The organism is Streptomyces sp. AC558_RSS880, assembly GCF_019049255.1.
Taxonomy (GTDB): Bacteria; Actinomycetota; Actinomycetes; order Streptomycetales; family Streptomycetaceae; genus Streptomyces.
This window is the reverse complement of record NZ_JAGMUJ010000040.1, coordinates 36112-52607: the sequence shown is the minus strand read 5'-3', so window position 1 is coordinate 52607 and position 16496 is coordinate 36112. Positions and strand designations below refer to the sequence as shown.

Here is a 16496-nt window from a genome sequence, read left to right as displayed (position 1 = left end):
TTCCCCTCATCCCGCCGGTCACCTCACTCGTTCGGGTGACTATTCGAGGTGATACGTCCGGATCAGGCCATATGGTCGACAGAATCAGACCGGCCTCTCGAGGCCGGTCTGCGCTGTCCGGGCCTATATGGGGGGCCATCGGCATGATCCGCTTCAAGCCTGGGGCTCCCCGCAGGGTGCCACCCCGGTTCCTGTCCTCACGGGTGCCCACCCTCGCGGTGCCCACGGCCCTGGGCGCCACCGCGGTCGCCTACCGGCTGGCCTGCCCGCTCGCCCACGACGCCGCCCTCGGCGCACGCCTCGTCAGCAGCGCCGTGATGTGCGCGATCGTCACCGGCCTGGTGATGCACGTGCGGCGCCGACTGCTGCGCGAACTGCGGCGGGCCCGCCGGGTCGCGGAGGAGGCGCAGAGCGCGCTGCTGCGGCCCCCGCCCGCGCGGATCGACGGCCTGGCCGCCGCCGCGGTCCACCTCTCCGCCGACCCGGGAGCCCGGATCGGCGGCGACCTGTACGAGGTGGTCGCCACCGAGCACGGCGTACGGGCCGTCATCGGTGACGTCCGCGGGCACGGACTCGGAGCCGTACGGACCGCCGCCGCCGTCCTCGGCAGCTTCCGCGAGGCCGCCCACGACGAGGCCGAACTCGCCGGTGTGCTGCGCCGGCTGGAGCGGGCGATGGCCCGGCACCTGAGGGAGCGGGTCCACGGCGGGCACGACCCGGCGGGCGCCGCCCAGGACGGCCCGCCCGGCGAGGAGTTCGTCACCGTCCTGCTGCTGGAGATCCTCCCGGACGGGGGAGTGCGGGCCCTGAACTGCGGCCACCCCTGGCCGTATCTGCTGACCGGCGCACGGGCCGAACCGCTCGCCCGCACCGATCCGCTCCCGCCGCTCGGCCCGTTCCCGCTGCCGTCCGAGCTGCCCGCCGTCCCCTGCGGAGCCCTGCTGCCCGGCGACGCACTCGTCCTGCACACGGACGGAGCCGAGGAGGCACGGGACGCCGAGGGCCGGTTCTTCCCCCTGCGGGACGTCCTCACCGAGGCCGCGCGCGAGCACCCGCTCACCGCCCGGTCCGTGCTGCGCACGGTCCTCACGGCACTGCTGCGGCACACCGCCGGCCCGCCGAAGGACGACGTGGCCCTGCTCATCCTGAGGAACGAGCGGCATGTGGGGAGCACCCCCACCGGAATGCGCGCCACCGTGCGGCCGGCCACCGCGCACCCGCACCCGACGGGTCACCTCCAGTCCCCGGCGTGACCGGCGGCGCCACGCCGTCCGTCCCGCCACGGAGTGTCGGGCAGGCAGCAGGGCGGACGGCGTGGAAACGGGCCGCCGCACTGTATGAGGGGGAGCCGGCGGCCCGGCCGGCCTCTTTCGAGGCATTTCAGTCAACCGGCCGGACACGTTCGGCGACAGTGCGCGCACACTGCGGATTCGGGCACTCCGTTCACACCCCGTGTGAACGCGCAGCCACTACTCTGTCCGGCACCGAGCCACCGGGGGGCCTGGAATGCAGCCCAATACTCTGCTCGACGCGATCCTGGACGAGGCCGGGATCTCGCACGCGGGCCTGGCCGCGCACGTCAACCAGGCCGGCCGGGCGCGCGGTCTGTCGCTCCGCTACGAGCACACCGCCGTGGCCCGGTGGCTGAAGGGACAGCGGCCCCGGGGCCAGGTGCCCGACCTGATCTGCGAGGTGCTCGCCGCCCGCCTGCACCGCCAGGTCACCCTCGACGACATCGGCCTCGGCGTGCCCGGCGAGCCGTCCGCCCCGCACACCGGCTCGCTCTGCGGGTTCGTCGAGCGGGCCACCGCGCTGTGGCGCTCCGACCAGCAGCGGCGCCCGCACATACTCGGCGCCCCCGCCGTCACCGGCACGCCCGCCGTCATGCCCGTGTGGGAGTGGGAGAACCCGCCCGAGGACGTGGACGTCTCCCGCGGCGGCCGGCACCGGGTCACCTCCGGCGACCTCGACATGCTGCGCACCGCCCGCACCCACTACGAGCAGATGTACCGCAAGGCGGGCGGCGTCGCGACCCGCGCCCGGATCGTCGGCTTCCTCAACGCCGAGGCCGCCCCGCTGCTGCGCGGCGGCTACACCGACGCCACCGGCCGCCAACTGCACCGGGCCACCGGCGGCCTGGTGGCGGTCGCCGGCATCTGCGCGTACGACTCCGACGCGCACGGCCTCGCCCAGCGCTACTTCCACCAGGCGCTGCGGCTGGCGAAGGCCAGCGGCGACCGGGGATTCGGCGCCTATGTGATCGCGCTGCTCGTCAACCAGTCGCTGTACCTGCGGGAGTACCGGCAGGCCGTCGCCTTCGCGGAGGCCGCGCTGCGCGCCGCCGGCACCCACATCACCCCGGCCCTCGCCTCCGACCTGTACGCGATGCAGGCCAAGGCGTACGCGCACCTCGGCGACGGCACCGCCGCGCTGTCCCGCATCCGGCGGGCCGAGCGGGCCGCCGAGCGGATCCGGCGTGGAACCGAACCCGACGAGACCGGCTATGTCCAGCCCGGCCTGGTCAACGTCCAGGTGGCGGAGGCGCTGCTCAGCCTCGGCGAGCTGGCGGCGGCCGGGGAACACGCGGCGGCGGCCGTGGACACCCCCGCGCACGACCGGGGCCGGGTGCACCGGCTGGCCATGCTGAGCACCATCGAACTGCGCCAGGGCAATGCCGACAAGGCGGTGGCCATCGCGGTGCGGATGGCCGAGCAGGCCCGGGGAATGGAGTCGCAGCGGCTGCGGGACAGACTGCGCGAGGTGCGCGAGCACCTCGTCCGCAGCGGCTGCGCGGGCACCGCCGAGGCGGCCGAACTCATCGACGGGGCACTGCGCGTACCGCTGTAGCGCGGGCGCGGGCCAAGGGCCCCCGTGCCCGGCCGCGCGCCTCCGCCGCGCCCGTCGCTGCACCGCGGGCGGCCTCCCGTGCGCCTGCCTGCCGGACCACCGCTGCTGCGATATTGCCCCTTACCCGTCGGAAGGTGGCAGAACCGTGCAGTGGACGAAGCAGAACGAACAGACCGTGTACTCAAATCGCTGGCTCAGCGTCAATCTCGCGGATGTCGAACTGCCGGACGGCCGGCATCTCGATCACTTCCTCATCCGGCTGAGGCCCGTCGCCGTGGCCACGGTGGTGAACGAGGCCAACGAGGTCCTCCTGCTGTGGCGCCACCGCTTCATCACCGACAGCTGGGGGTGGGAACTCGCGGCCGGCGTGGTCGAGGACGGCGAGGACGTCGCCGGGGCCGCCGCGCGGGAACTGGAGGAGGAGACCGGCTGGCGGCCGGGGCCGCTGCACCACCTGATGAGCGTGGAGCCGTCCAACGGCCTCACCGACGCCCGGCACCACATCTACTGGTCCGACGAGGGCGAGTACGTCGGACACCCCGTGGACGACTTCGAGTCGGACCGCCGGGAGTGGGTGCCCCTGAAAGTGGTCCCCGACCTGGTCGCCGCCGGCGAGGTCCCGGCCGCCGGCATGGCGGCGGCGTTACTCCTGCTGCACCACCTCAGGCTCGGCCAGGACGGCAGGCCCTGACACCGAGGGCCCGGCACCCTCGGGTGTCGGGCCCTCACGGGGTCTCGGCACGTGCGAAAGCCCGAGCCGCCCATGCCGCCCGGCCGGGCCGTCGGACGCACCACCGGCTCGCCGGCCCCCGGGCCACGTCCTGTGGAGACCTTGGAGGAGACTTCGATCAGCGGTCCCGAACTCCAGGACGAATGACTACGCTAGCGGCGCCGGGGCCGATCAGTGGCCTGCCGGTGATGGTCTTCGGGGATGAAGGAGCAGGTCGGTGGCGTGGGACGAGTGGGACCAACTGAAGGCCGAAGCGCTGGAACGCCAGCAGGGCGGCTCGACACAGATGCAGCTCAACCAGTATCCCGGCGACTCCGGCCCGGGCTCGGCCCCGACGACGCCCGACAAGACGGGTGACCTCAACGTCAACCAGCAGGACCTCTCCAAGATCGGCAGCCACGCGCACGAGCTCTACGACCGGCTCTGGGACCAGGCCCGCCTGGACAACACGAGCGTCGACGAGGCGGCGAGCGACCTGTCCTCACAGGGATTCGCACTCGGCTCCGGACTCCAGCACGTGTCGAACCGCTGGTCCACGCAGCTGAACACCGTTCTCGACGCCTGCGCGCACATCTCCAACCACATGCAGGTCACCAAGAAGATCCATAATGGTGACGAGGCCTACATCCAGCGGCAGATGAGCAGCATCGCCACCCTCGACGCCGGTTTCGACGAGCGGGTGGGACCGGCCGGGGAGAAGAACCCGATCTACGGCGAGAAGAAGAAGTAACCGCACAACGGGGGCACCACTCATGGATCTCGACACTCTGCGCCACGCCAACCTCAAGCTGCTCGACGACGCCGTCGAGGACTGGTCGACCATCGTCCGCAACCTGAACACCCTCGCCGAGGACGCCGAGAAGGGCCTGCGCCAGGCGGCCAACAAGGCGAACTGGGCCGGTGAGAACTCACGGGTCTCCAAGGAGTTCATCGGCAAGACGGCCGGCGAGATCAAGGACGCCCACACCCAGGCCAAGTCCATCCACAGCATCCTCAAGGACACCGCCGGGGAGCTGAAGGGCTACCGCACCCAGCTGAAGGACGCCATCGACCGCGGCCTGAAGAAGAACCTCACCGTGATGGACACCGGCGACGGCGGTTTCACCGTCACCATGAACGTCCACCCGGACCGCGCGGCGGAGGGTTACACCCCGCCCTCCCACACCCAGAGCGACGTCAACGCCCTGCGCGACGAGATCCAGGGCATCCTCGGCAAGGCCACCGAGAGCGACAACTCCGCCAGCAAAGTCCTCAAGGCACTGGCCGACCAGACCAACTACGGTTTCGGCGACGCCAGTTACCAGGACCGGGACGCGGCCGCCGAAGCGCTCAAGACGGCCGACGAGCTGGCGGCACTCGCCAAGAAGGACCCGGACAAGCTCTCCACCGCCGAATTCGACCGGCTCAACGCGGGGCTGAAGAAGTACTCCGCCGACCCGCTGTTCGCCGAACGCTTCGCCACCACGCTCGGACCGCGGAAGACACTGGACTTCTGGACCGGCATCACCGACCCGCACACGGGGTGGGACCTGCGCCACGACCGCCGGGAGCAGTTCGACGACCTCCAGAAGCACCTGAGCCTCACCCTCGCCAGCGCCACCCAGAGCGACAGCGCCGCGATGACCTCCTGGAAGGGCAACATGGTGGCCCTGGTCGACCAGCCCGTGGGCCGCGGCGGCGGTTTCCCGCTGGGCGGACAGGTGATGAGCAACCTGATGCGCTGGGGCGACTACGACGACCGGTTCCTGAACAGCTACGGCGACAAGCTCATGGCCACGGAGAAGAAGTTCACGGGCAACGGGCGGCACGGCGCCTGGCAGCGCATGGGTCCCGACGCGACGCTCAACCACACGGGCACGGACAGCGGCTGGGACCCGATGACGGGTTACCTCAAGGCCCTCGCCAACAACCCGGACGCCGCGACGTCCTTCTTCAACGACACCTTCCTCACCAAGGACGAGGACCACGACTTCACCGAGAAGAAGGACGACAAGGAGGTCAAGAAGTCACTGACCAACTTCGACTACCTCTTCGAGGAGCGCGACTGGCCCACCGACTACGACTCCGAACACGAGGAGAGCATCGCGGGCCGGAACAACCTGGCGATGGCCCTCGAGGCCGCCACCACGGGTCACCCGGCCGGTGAGCAGCCGACCCTGGACACACCGCACCACAACGCCGAGCAGACCAAGCTCATGGAACGCCTCGTGTCGTCCATCGGCGAGGACCCGGACGAGCGCCTGCTCAAGCACGGACACATGATCGACAGCGTGGGTCAGATCACCGCCGAGTACCTCCCGGACATCAACCGGTCCATCAGCGGCGCGGACCGGGACGACCCCGAATCGACGTCGTGGGAGCGGACGCAGAAGATGTACCCGATGTACGGGGAAGAGGCCGTACTCGATCCGCGGGACGTGACGAAGCTCCTCTTCACCGTGGGCCAGAACCCGGACGGCTACGCGGCGGTGGAGACGGGTCAGAAGGCGTACATGAGCCAGCTGATGGAGTACCACCTCAACCCCGATCTGCCTGCCGGCCGGGTCGTGGACGACGACACGGAAGGTGTCGTGCGGCAGATCGCGCAGAAGTCGGGGGAGGTCTCCGGCATCCTCGCCCTGGGCCGCCAGGAGGAACTGGCGGCTGCCGGGAAGGAGCGGGACGAGGACTACAAGGACTCGATGGACCTGGTCAAGAGCAGCATCTCCGGTGGTCTCGGTACGGCGGTCGGCGTGGGAACCTCCTTCGTCGCCACCCCCTGGGTCGGGGCCCTCGCGGGTGGCGCCACCACCACCATCACCGGCACCGTCCTCGAATCCGTGTTCCAGGACTTCAAGAGTACGGAACTGGAGGACTCCGAGGACGCGAGGGGCGAGCGCTGGCAGCAGGGCTCGGAGACCAACGGCAACCGCTCGGGCCAGGCGGCACGGCTGGCCGCGGAGGAGTACGGCATGGTCGACCCCGCCGACGCCGAGGCCTGGGCCCGGGCAGGGGGCGAACAGGGCTTCTTGAACGCCCAGGCGATCGTCGACGGCCGTACCCCGGGCAGCCGGACAACGTCCTGACGAAGTCACCGACCCCATTCGGACATCAAGCAGCCCTGGAGAGGTACCCCATGACCCGCCGTCGACCGGTTCCCGGACCACGCTCCGGTGCCTTCGTCGCCGTCGTTCTCGCCGTCCTGACCCCCACGGTCACGGCATGCGGGGGCGACGAAGAGACCAGGGACTACTCCGTGCCGGACACCCTCTGCGGCGTACGCGTCGACGCCGAGGAACTCACTCCGTTCCTCCCTCCGGGTAAGAAGCTCTCCGTCAAGCCCAAAGTCCGCCCCACGTCGATCTGGTGTGATGTGGCCGTGGACGGGAAGCTCGCCGTCAGAACGGTCCAGAAATGGTGGCAGGGCGGCGTTGACACGGCGTACTTCCTCCGCAGCCAGACCCTCGAGCGGGTGGAGAAGACCGCGGACGAGGGGCGGTACGTGTATTCCGACTGGCAGGCGTTCGGCAAGACGGAGGGCTGCGTCGACGAGAAGTACGAGCAGGAGCTCTACACCGGAATTCAGGCCTACGGTTCCGACCACAGGGACGCCGACGCCATGAAGCGTCTGATCGTCTCCTTCACGAAGGAGGTCGAGAAGTCGGACGAGTGTGACGAAGGAGCGTCGTGAGGGACAGGCCGTCCCGGGAGTGACGCGACTCCGTCCAGCCGTCGCCCGGCGGGAACGACTGTGGGCCCGACCCGGAACCACCGGACCGGGCCCACGACCGCGGTGTCAGCCGTAGGTGTAGAACCCCGAGCCCGACTTCCGGCCCAGCCGGCCCGCGTCGACCATGCGCTGCAGCAGCGGCGGAGCGGCGTACAGCGGCTCCTTGTACTCCTCGTACATCGAGTACGCCACCGAGGCCACCGTGTCCAGGCCGATCAGGTCGGACAGCTTCAGCGGGCCCATCGGGTGGGCGCAGCCCATCTCCATGCCGTTGTCGATGTCCTCGCGGCTGGCGATGCCCGACTCGAACATCCGGATCGCGGAGAGCAGGTACGGGATCAGCAGCGCGTTCACCACGAAGCCGGAGCGGTCCTGGGCGCGGATCGCGTGCTTGCCCAGCACCTTCTCGGCGAAGACCTGGGCCCGGCTCAGCGTGCCCTCGGAGGTGGTCAGCGCCGGGATCAGCTCGACCAGCTTCTGCACCGGGGCCGGGTTGAAGAAGTGGATGCCGATGACGTGGTCGGGCCGCGAGGTGGCGACCGCCAGCTTCACCAGCGGGATGGAGGAGGTGTTGGAGGCCAGGATCGCGTCCGGCCGGGTCACCACCTGGTCGAGGACCTGGAAGATCTCGGTCTTGACCTGCTCGTTCTCGACCACGGCCTCGATCACCAGATCACGGTCGGCGAACTCGCCGAGGTCCGTGGTGAAGCTCAGCCGGGCCTGCGTGGCCGCCAGCTCCTCCTCGGAGATCTTGCCGCGCTCGGCCGCCTTCGACAGGGAGTTGAACAGCCGGGTACGGCCGATCTCCAGGGCCTCGCCGGTGGTCTCGGCGACCCTGACGTCCAGTCCGGCCCGGGCGCACACCTCGGCGATCCCCGCACCCATCTGACCGCAGCCCACCACTCCGACGCGTTCGATGTCGGTCACATCGGTCCTTTCGCTCCTGCTTACGGCTGTGGCAGGTCGCCGGGTCCCGGTTCCTGCTCCGTCCGTGCACGTTACTCCGAAGTATCGATGATCGATCGCGGGGGTGGGGCATCCTGGGCGCAGGACCGTGTCCGGCCAGGCGGTTCGTCGGTGTCCAGGGGGGCGTCATGGGGCGGGTGTCACGCAGGATGTTCGCGACGGCGGGGCTGGCCGCGCTGGCGATGGTGCCGCGGGCGTCCGCCGCGCCGCGGCGACGCGCGGTGCCGGCCGAGGCGACCGGTGAGATGCGGGGCATGTGGGTGGCCACCGTCACCAACCGGGACTGGCCCTCCCGGCCGGGGCTGAGCGCCGCGCGGCAGCGCGCCGAACTGCTCGCCCACCTCGACGCGGCCGTCCGCAACCGCCTCAACACCGTGATCTTCCAGGTGCGGCCCACGGCCGACGCGCTGTGGCCCTCGCCGTACGAGCCGTGGTCGCAGTACCTCACCGGCACCCAGGGCGCGCATCCCGGCTGGGATCCGCTCGGCACGGCCGTCGCGGAGGCCCACGCCCGCGGTCTGGAGCTGCACGCCTGGTTCAACCCGTACCGCATGGCCCTGCACACCGATCCCGGCCGGCTCACCGCTTCCCACCCCGCCCGCCGCAACCCCGGCTGGACCGTCCCGTACGGCGGGAAGCTCTACTACAACCCGGGGCTGCCCGAGGTCCGCGCCTTCGTACGGGAGGCGATGCTCGACGCGGTGCGCCGCTACCCCGTCGACGCGGTCCACTTCGACGACTACTTCTACCCGTACCCGGTGGCCGGCCAGACCTTCGACGACGACCTCGCCTACGACACCCACGGCGGCGGCTTCCCCGACCGGGCGGCCTGGCGGCGGGACAACGTCGACCGGCTGGTGCGCGAGACGGCCGCCGGGATCAAGGAGATCCGGCCCGGCACCCGCTTCGGCATCAGCCCCTTCGGCGTGTGGCGCAACGCCGACGTGGACGAGCGGGGCTCCGACACCCGCGCGGGCGTGCAGACGTACGACGACCTGCACGCCGACACCCGCCGGTGGGCCCGGGAGAACTGGATCGACTACATCTGCCCGCAGCTGTACTGGAACATCGGCTTCGCCGCCGCCGACTACGCGAAGCTGCTGCCCTGGTGGGCCGAGGTCGTCCGGGGCTCCGGGACCCTGCTGTACGCGGGGGAGGCCCTCTACAAGGCGGGCGACCCGGCCCAGCCCGCGGCCTGGCGGGACCCGGCCGAGCTGTCCCGCCACCTCACGCTGGCCGCCGAGCACCCGGAGGTGCGCGGGCACGTCTTCTTCGCCGCCCGTGAGGTGACGGCCGACCCCGTCGGGGCGATGGCGCGGGTGGTCGCCGACCACTACCGGCAGCCGGCGGAACCCCCGCGCTGATCTAGTGCTGTGGGGTCTTGTGCCGGATCTCGGTGTCGGGTCCCGGCGAGCACACGCCCTCGTGTCCGTCCTGGAAACGGACGCGGTAGGGCGGGTTCCCTTCCTGGCCCATCACTTCGACGATCTCTCCGACCTTGTCGTGCTGGCCGACCACCCTGCCGTGCTGGACAAGCTGGTCGCCCTCGGTTGCGCGCATCGGGGCCTCCTCTCAACCGCGTGCCCGCTGGGTGACGGCGATGCACACGAGCACAGCCGCGGCCGTCAGCGGGGCGGCCACCGTCAGCTGCTCGTTCAGCAGCAGCACCGACCACACCAGTGTGAGCAGAGGCTGGGCCAGCTGCAACTGGCTGGCCTTGGGAATGCCGATGGCCGCCATGCCCCGGTACCAGGCGATCAGCCCGAGGAACTGCGAGCCCGCCGCCACCCACAGCAGGCCGGTCACGCTGTGGGCGGTCAGCGTCACCGGCTCGACGGCCAGCGCGATCGCGGCGGCGGGCACGGTGAGCGGCAGGCACAGCATCAGCGCCCAGCCGATCACCTGCCAGCCCGGCATCACCCGGGCCAGCCTGCCGCCCTCGGTGTAACCGGCCGCGCACACCAGGAGCGCCGCGAAGAGGTACAGGTCGGCCGTGGTGAGCGCACCGCCGCTCTGCTGCACCGTGAACGCCACGACGGCGGCGGCCCCGGCGAGGGCCGCCACCCAGAAGACGCGCGAGGGCCGGGAGCCGACGCGCAGGGCGGACAGCAGCGCCGTGGTCAGCGGGAGCAGGCCCACCACGACCGCCGCGTGCGCGGTGGTCGAGGTCCGCAGCGCCAGGGTGGTCAGCATCGGGAAACCGAGCACCACTCCCGCGCCGACCACCGCGAGTCCGGGCCAGTGCCGCCGGGCCGGCGGCGCGACGCGCAGGGCGAGCAGACAGCCGCCGGCGATGAACGCCGCGAGCACACTGCGCACGGCCACCAGCGACCAGGGCCCGAAGCCTTCGAGACCCCAGGCGGTGGCCGGGAAGGTGAGGGAGAAGGCGATCACGCCGAGGGCGGCCTGGAGGGTGCCGAAGCCGCGGCGGTCGCGGGGGGCGGTGACTGCTATCGGCAGGTCAGTGGTAGCGCTACTCTGTGCTCTCATGCATGAGCGTAGCAGTGTCGGTGAGCTGGCGGAGCAGTTGCGGAGGGAGCTGGACCGCTACTCTCCCGGTGGAAAGCTCCCCTCCAGTCGGGCCCTGGTGGAGCGGTTCCGGGTGAGTCCGGTGACCGTCTCCCGGGCGCTGGCGCAGCTCGCCGCCGAGGGCCTGGTGGTCACCCGGCCCGGCGCCGGCGCCTTCCGCGCCCAGCCCCGGACGACGGCCGGGCCCGCCGGGGACACCTCCTGGCAGGAGGTCGCCCTCAGCGCCGACGGCGCCGCCGACCTCGTACCGCGCTCGGTGGACGCCTCCGGGGTGCTGGTCTCGCTGGCCGCGCCGCCGCCCGGCGTGATCGAGTTCAACGGGGGCTATCTGCACCCCTCCCTGCAGCCGGAACGGGCCATGGCGGCGGCGCTGTCCCGGGCCGGACGACGGCCGGGCGCCTGGGGACGGCCGCCCATGGAGGGGCTGCCGGAGCTGCGCGAGTGGTTCGCGCGCAGTGTCGGCGGGCCGGTGACGGCGGCGGGCGTGCTGGTCACCTCGGGCGGACAGTCCGGGCTGACCACAGCCCTGCGCGCGCTCGCCCCGCCGGGCGCCCCCGTCCTCGTCGAGTCGCCCACCTACCCGGGCATGCTGGCCATCGCCCGCGCGGCGGGACTGCGCCCGGTGCCCGTCCCGGTGGACGCGGACGGCGTACGGCCCGCGCTGCTCGCGGACGCGTTCCGGGCGACCGGCGCCCGGGTCTTCGTCTGCCAGCCGCTGTTCCAGAACCCCACCGGAGCCGTGCTCGCCCCCGACCGGCGTGGTGAGGTGCTGCGCATCGCCCGCGAGGCGGGCGCCTTCGTGGTCGAGGACGACTTCGTACGGCGGCTGGTGCACGAGGACGCGGGCCCGCTGCCGCGCCCGCTCGCCGCCGACGACCCCGACGGGGTGGTGGTGCACGTCTGCTCGCTGACCAAGGCGACCTCGCCCAGCTTCCGGGTGAGCGCCCTGGCCGCGCACGGCCCGGTGCTGGAACGGCTGCGGGCCATCCAGGTCGTCGACACCTTCTTCGTGCCCCGGCCCCTCCAGGAGGCCACGCTGGAACTCGTCGGCTCGCCCGCCTGGCCGCGCCATCTGCGCGCGGTCTCGGCCGCGCTGCGGGCCCGCCGGGACGCGATGACCGCCGCGCTCCGCCTGCGCCTGCCCGAACTCGCCCTGCCGCACATCCCGTCCGGCGGCTATCACCTGTGGCTGCGGCTGCCCGACGGCACGTCCGAGTCGGCCCTGACCGCCGCCGCCCTGCGCGCGGGCGTCGCCGTCACCCCCGGCCGCCCCTACTTCAGCGCCGAACCCCCGGCCGGCCACCTCCGCCTGAGCTTCGCGGCGGTGGCCGGCACCGAGGAGATCACGGAGGGGGTACGGCGACTGCGCGCCGCCTGCGACGAGGTGCCGGGACACCGGGGATAACGGTTCGACGCCGCCCCGCCCGACCTGCGAGCATCCGGCCATGACCGACACCCCGCGCCTCCCCGAGGGCTACGAGATCTCCACCGACACCGCCCGGATCGACGCCGAACGCGTGCACCGGTGGCTGTCCACCGACGCCTACTGGGCGCTGGGCCGCTCCCGTGAGAAGCAGGACCGGGCGATCGAGGGCTCGCTCAACTTCGGCGTCCACGACATGCTCTCGGGGGAGCAGGTGGCGTACGCCCGGGTCATCACCGACCGGGCGACCTTCGCCTGGCTGTGCGACGTGTACGTGGACCCGTCGGTGCGCGGCAAGGGCATCGGTACGGCCCTGGTGGCGGCCGTGCGGGAGGAACTGCGGCCCTGCGGGCTGAAGCGGATCATGCTGGCCACGCACGACGCGCACGGGGTCTACGCGAAGCTCGGGTTCCGGCCGCTGGAGCGGCCCGACCACTGGATGGCGCTCGTCCAGGAATGACGGCGCGTTTCGGGGCACTTGTCCGAGGCGTCCCTACCAGCCGGTAAGCCCGGATGTACCTTGAGTGACGTCTCCGTGACACCTCTTGACCCGCGCACCCCGGAGACTCACGATCCCCGCATGGCACTTCGGGTCACGTTCGTCGCCGCCGCGGGGAGCTCCTCGGTCCTCGCCGAACGTTTCGAGGACGACCGGCCGCTGGACCAGGCCGGCTGGAGCGAGGTGCAACGGGTCGCGCACGAACTGCTGCCGCTCGCCGCGGCCGATCTGCGCTACTGCTCCCCGGCCCCGCGCAGCCGTGCCACCGGGGAAGGTCTCGGATACGCGCCGCTGGTGCAACTCGCCCTGCGAGACTGTGACATGGGCCGCTGGCGAGGGCTGACCCTGGGGGAGGCGATGGCCCGGGAGCCGGGGGCCGTCGACGCCTGGCTCGCCGACCCGCGGTCCACCCCGCACGGTGGGGAGTCGCTGCCGGCCTTCATCGGCCGCGTCGGCGGCTGGCTCGACACCCGGCCGGTCGAGGACGGCTGCCGGATCGTCGCCGTGGCCGAGCCGTCGGTGATCCGCGCGGCCCTGGTGTACGTGCTCAAGGCCCCGCCCGCCACGTACTGGAACATCGACGTCCGCTCGCTGTCGACGATCGGCGTCGCCGGCCGGGCGGGCCGCTGGAGCCTGCGCCTCGAAGGGGTGTCCGCTCAGCCCACGCGCGCGTAGCCGGTGGTGAGCTCCAGGTCCTTCGCGGGACCGCGCACCCGCCAGAGGGTCCGCCAGTGGTCCGCGTCCCGGACGGTGAACTCGCCCCGGTAGAGGTCGGCCGAACAGGGGTGGTCGGCGACGTACCGTCCCGCGGAGAGGTCCAGGTCGTGGAAGGGGCGCCCGTCCGCGAACCGTACGTCCGCCGTGCCGCCCGGACCGGGCAGGAAGCGCAGGGTCCGCTCGGCGGGCCGGGTGACGCCCCGCCAGGTGAAGTCGCCGGACTCGCTCTGCAGCAGGCCGCCGCCCTCCAGTGGGCCGAAAACGACCGTCCCCTCGAAGCGCCCTTCCTCGCCGCTCGCCAGGTCCCGCACGGTCCGTTCCGCCCGCCAGCGGCCGCTCAGATAGCCCAGTACGTCGGGCACTGGCCAGAACTCGCCCATCCCGCCTCGTTCCCGCGTGGTGTTCGTCGTCGCACGACCCATTGACGTGCTCCTGCCTCCTCCCTATCTTGCCGTTCGAAGTGCTGACCAATGATCGATATATCGAACACCTCCTAGAGTCACCCACTCCTAGAGAGAGCCGCTGAGTATCCATGTCACGCACGGCACGCCACCGCACCCGCCTCAGACTCGGTCTCACCGCCACCGCGCTCCTGACGGCCGCCGCCCTCGTCCCGGCCCCCGCGCACGCCGAGGACACCACCGACTACACGATCACCGTCGACCCGGGCGCCGAGGGCGCGGAGATCGACGACACGATGTACGGCGTCTTCTTCGAGGACATCAACCGGGCCGCCGACGGCGGTCTGTACGCCGAGCTCGTGCAGAACCGGTCCTTCGAGTACTCCACCGCAGACAACGGCTCCTACACGCCCCTGACCTCCTGGGCGGTGGGCGGCACGGCCGAGGTGGTGAACGACTCCGGCCGGCTCAACGAGCGCAACCGCAACTACCTCTCCCTGGCCGCCGGTTCGTCGGTCACGAACTCCGGCTACAACACCGGCGTCCACGTGGAGGAGGGCGAGCGGTACGACTTCTCCGTGTGGGCCCGCGCCGAGAGCGGCACCACCCTCACCGTCACGCTGAAGGACGCCGCCGGTGAGCTCGCGAAGGCCCGCAAGGTGGCCGTCGAGGGCGGCTGGGCCAAGTACGAGGCCAGGTTCACCGCGTCCCGCACCAGCAACCGCGGCCGGCTCACCGTCGCCTCCTCCGGTGCCGCCGCCCTCGACATGGTGTCGCTGTTCCCGCGCGACACCTACAAGAACCAGCCCAACGGCCTGCGCAAGGACCTCGCCGAGAAGATCGCCGCCCTGGATCCCGGCTTCGTCCGCTTCCCCGGCGGCTGTCTGGTCAACACCGGCTCCATGGAGGACTACAGCGAGGCCTCCGGCTGGCAGCGCAAGCGCTCCTACCAGTGGAAGGACACCGTCGGCCCGGTCGAGGAGCGCGCCACCAACGCCAACTTCTGGGGCTACAACCAGAGTTACGGCCTCGGCTACTACGAGTACTTCCGCTTCGCCGAGGACATCGGCGCGATGCCGCTGCCCGTCGTCCCCGCGCTGGTCACCGGATGCGGCCAGAACAAGGCCACCGACGACCCCGCACTGCTGAAGCGGCACATCCAGGACACCCTCGACCTGATCGAGTTCGCCAACGGCCCGGCCACCTCCACCTGGGGCAAGGTCCGCGCCGAGATGGGCCACCCCGAGCCCTTCGGCCTCACCCACATCGGGGTCGGCAACGAGGAGAACCTGCCGCGCGAGTTCTTCGCCCGCTTCCAGCAGTTCCGGGCCGCCATCGAGGCGGAGCACCCGGACATCACCGTCGTCTCCAACTCCGGCCCCGACGACTCCGGCACGACCTTCGACACCGCCTGGCAGCTCAACCGCGAGGGCGAGGTCGACATGGTCGACGAGCACTACTACAACAGCCCGCAGTGGTTCCTGCAGAACAACGACCGCTACGACTCCTACGACAGGAACGGCCCGAAGGTCTTCCTCGGCGAGTACGCCTCCCAGGGCAACGCCTGGAAGAACGGCCTCGCCGAAGCCGCCTTCATGACCGGCCTGGAGCGCAACGCCGACATCGTCAAGCTGGCCTCGTACGCGCCGCTGCTCGCCAACGAGGACTACGTCCAGTGGTCGCCGGACATGATCTGGTTCAACAACCACGACTCCTGGGGTTCGGCCAACTACGAGGTCCAGAAGCTGTTCATGACCAACGTCGGCGACCGCGTGGTCCCGTCGCGGGCGAGCACCACCCCGGACGTCAGCGGCCCCGTCACCGGTGCCGTCGGCCTGTCGACGTGGGCGACGAGCGCGGCGTACGACGATGTGAAGGTGACCGCCGCCGACGGCACGACGCTGCTGAGCGACGACTTCTCCGGTGACGCCTCGAAGTGGACGCAACAAGGCGGCGGCAGCTGGAGCGTCCAGGACGGGCAGTACGTGCAGAGCGACGAGGCCGCCGAGAACACCCTGGTCACGGCCGGTGACCCGGCCTGGCACGACTACGACCTGCACGTGAAGGCCACCAAGAAGGCCGGCAAGGAGGGCTTCCTCGTCGCCTTCGGCGTCAAGGACACCGGCAACTACTACTGGTGGAACCTCGGCGGCTGGAACAACACCCAGTCCGCCGTCGAGCAGGCCTCGGACGGCGGCAAGTCGACGCTGATCTCCAAGGCCGGCTCGATCGAGACGGGCCGCGCCTACGACATCGACGTCAAGGTGCGGGGCCGCCAGGTGACCCTCTACCTCGACGGCCAGGAGTGGGGCGGCTTCACCGACGACAAGCCGGCCGAGCCGTTCCGCCAGGTGGTCACCGAGGACGCCCGCACCGGCGACCTGATCGTCAAGGTCGTCAACGCCCAGCCGGCCGAGGCCCGCACGGCGATCGACCTCGGCGGTGCGCGGGTCTCCTCCAAGGCCCGCGTGACCACCCTGGCCGCCGACGCGGACGCGGTGAACACCGAGACGGACGCCCCGGTCACCCCGGTGACGTCCACCTTCCGGGGCGCGGCGGAGAAGTTCACGTACACCTTCCCGGCGAACTCGGTGACGTTCCTGCGGATCAAGCAGCGGTAGCGGGTACCGGGACACGGGCCGCCGTCTCCATGACGGCGGCCCGCACGCGCCTAC

The 16496-nt window shown here is 71.4% G+C and carries 15 protein-coding genes; 11 read left to right on the top strand and 4 right to left on the bottom strand.

Annotated features, from left to right (window positions below; translation table 11 throughout):
* Window positions 1-143 precede the first annotated feature (143 nt).
* The 6 genes from KUM38_RS17135 (at window position 144) to KUM38_RS17110 (ending at window position 7247) form a co-directional block, all read left to right on the top strand.
* Window positions 144-1253 carry a PP2C family protein-serine/threonine phosphatase gene (locus KUM38_RS17135; protein ID WP_217130246.1) on the top strand — a complete coding sequence of 370 codons (1110 nt, stop codon included), beginning with the start codon at window positions 144-146 and terminating at the stop codon, window positions 1251-1253.
* Between the two features lie 253 nt (window positions 1254-1506).
* Window positions 1507-2847, top strand: a complete 1341-nt coding sequence (locus KUM38_RS17130) for a transcriptional regulator (protein ID WP_217130245.1) — start codon at window positions 1507-1509, stop codon at window positions 2845-2847.
* Window positions 2848-2992: 145 nt separating this feature from the next.
* A complete protein-coding gene (locus tag KUM38_RS17125; RefSeq protein ID WP_217130244.1) occupies window positions 2993-3538 on the top strand; it encodes an NUDIX hydrolase in 546 nt (181 codons plus the stop codon).
* Window positions 3539-3794: 256 nt separating this feature from the next.
* Window positions 3795-4307: a hypothetical protein gene (locus tag KUM38_RS17120; protein ID WP_217130243.1), complete on the top strand. Its 513-nt coding sequence runs from the start codon at window positions 3795-3797 to the stop codon at window positions 4305-4307.
* 22 nt (window positions 4308-4329) lie between these two features.
* The gene (locus tag KUM38_RS17115; protein WP_217130242.1) at window positions 4330-6642 is read left to right on the top strand and encodes a DUF6571 family protein; all 2313 of its coding nucleotides are present in this window, start codon (window positions 4330-4332) and stop codon (window positions 6640-6642) included.
* 170 nt (window positions 6643-6812) lie between these two features.
* Window positions 6813-7247, top strand: coding sequence for a hypothetical protein (locus KUM38_RS17110; protein ID WP_217130241.1), 435 nt, complete (start codon window positions 6813-6815; stop codon window positions 7245-7247).
* Between the two features lie 105 nt (window positions 7248-7352).
* Here the strand turns inward: KUM38_RS17110 and KUM38_RS17105 are convergent, their stop codons facing one another.
* Window positions 7353-8213, bottom strand: a complete 861-nt coding sequence (locus KUM38_RS17105) for a 3-hydroxybutyryl-CoA dehydrogenase (RefSeq protein WP_217130240.1) — start codon at window positions 8211-8213, stop codon at window positions 7353-7355.
* A 188-nt stretch (window positions 8214-8401) separates the two neighbouring features.
* On the opposite strand from KUM38_RS17105, the gene KUM38_RS17100 reads away from it, so the two are divergent.
* Window positions 8402-9616: a glycoside hydrolase family 10 protein gene (locus KUM38_RS17100; RefSeq protein WP_217130445.1), complete on the top strand. Its 1215-nt coding sequence runs from the start codon at window positions 8402-8404 to the stop codon at window positions 9614-9616.
* Window position 9617: 1 nt separating this feature from the next.
* Here KUM38_RS17100 and KUM38_RS17095 read toward each other — a convergent pair whose 3' ends face one another.
* On the bottom strand, window positions 9618-9812 hold the full coding sequence (locus KUM38_RS17095; protein WP_217130239.1) for a DUF1918 domain-containing protein: 195 nt from the start codon (window positions 9810-9812) through the stop codon (window positions 9618-9620).
* Between the two features lie 12 nt (window positions 9813-9824).
* Window positions 9825-10742 carry a DMT family transporter gene (locus KUM38_RS17090; protein WP_217130238.1) on the bottom strand — a complete coding sequence of 306 codons (918 nt, stop codon included), beginning with the start codon at window positions 10740-10742 and terminating at the stop codon, window positions 9825-9827.
* On the opposite strand from KUM38_RS17090, the gene KUM38_RS17085 reads away from it, so the two are divergent.
* From KUM38_RS17085 to KUM38_RS17075, 3 genes are all read left to right on the top strand, one after another.
* Entirely contained in the window at window positions 10741-12186 is a 1446-nt protein-coding gene (locus tag KUM38_RS17085; protein ID WP_217130237.1) for a PLP-dependent aminotransferase family protein, read from the top strand. The two genes, KUM38_RS17090 and KUM38_RS17085, sit on opposite strands and share 2 nt — an antisense overlap.
* Before the next feature lie 40 nt (window positions 12187-12226).
* Window positions 12227-12664: a GNAT family N-acetyltransferase gene (locus tag KUM38_RS17080; protein WP_217130236.1), complete on the top strand. Its 438-nt coding sequence runs from the start codon at window positions 12227-12229 to the stop codon at window positions 12662-12664.
* 120 nt (window positions 12665-12784) lie between these two features.
* The gene (locus KUM38_RS17075) at window positions 12785-13378 is read left to right on the top strand and encodes a histidine phosphatase family protein (RefSeq protein WP_217130235.1); all 594 of its coding nucleotides are present in this window, start codon (window positions 12785-12787) and stop codon (window positions 13376-13378) included.
* On the opposite strand, the gene KUM38_RS17070 is transcribed toward KUM38_RS17075, so the two are convergent.
* Window positions 13360-13800 (bottom strand): DUF6314 family protein, encoded by a 441-nt coding sequence (locus tag KUM38_RS17070; protein WP_217130444.1) that lies wholly within the window; start codon window positions 13798-13800, stop codon window positions 13360-13362. The two genes, KUM38_RS17075 and KUM38_RS17070, sit on opposite strands and share 19 nt — an antisense overlap.
* Before the next feature lie 152 nt (window positions 13801-13952).
* Here KUM38_RS17070 and KUM38_RS17065 point away from each other — a divergent pair, with 152 nt between their 5' ends.
* Window positions 13953-16442, top strand: coding sequence for an alpha-L-arabinofuranosidase C-terminal domain-containing protein (locus KUM38_RS17065; RefSeq protein WP_217130234.1), 2490 nt, complete (start codon window positions 13953-13955; stop codon window positions 16440-16442).
* The last annotated feature ends 54 nt before the right edge of the window (window positions 16443-16496 follow it).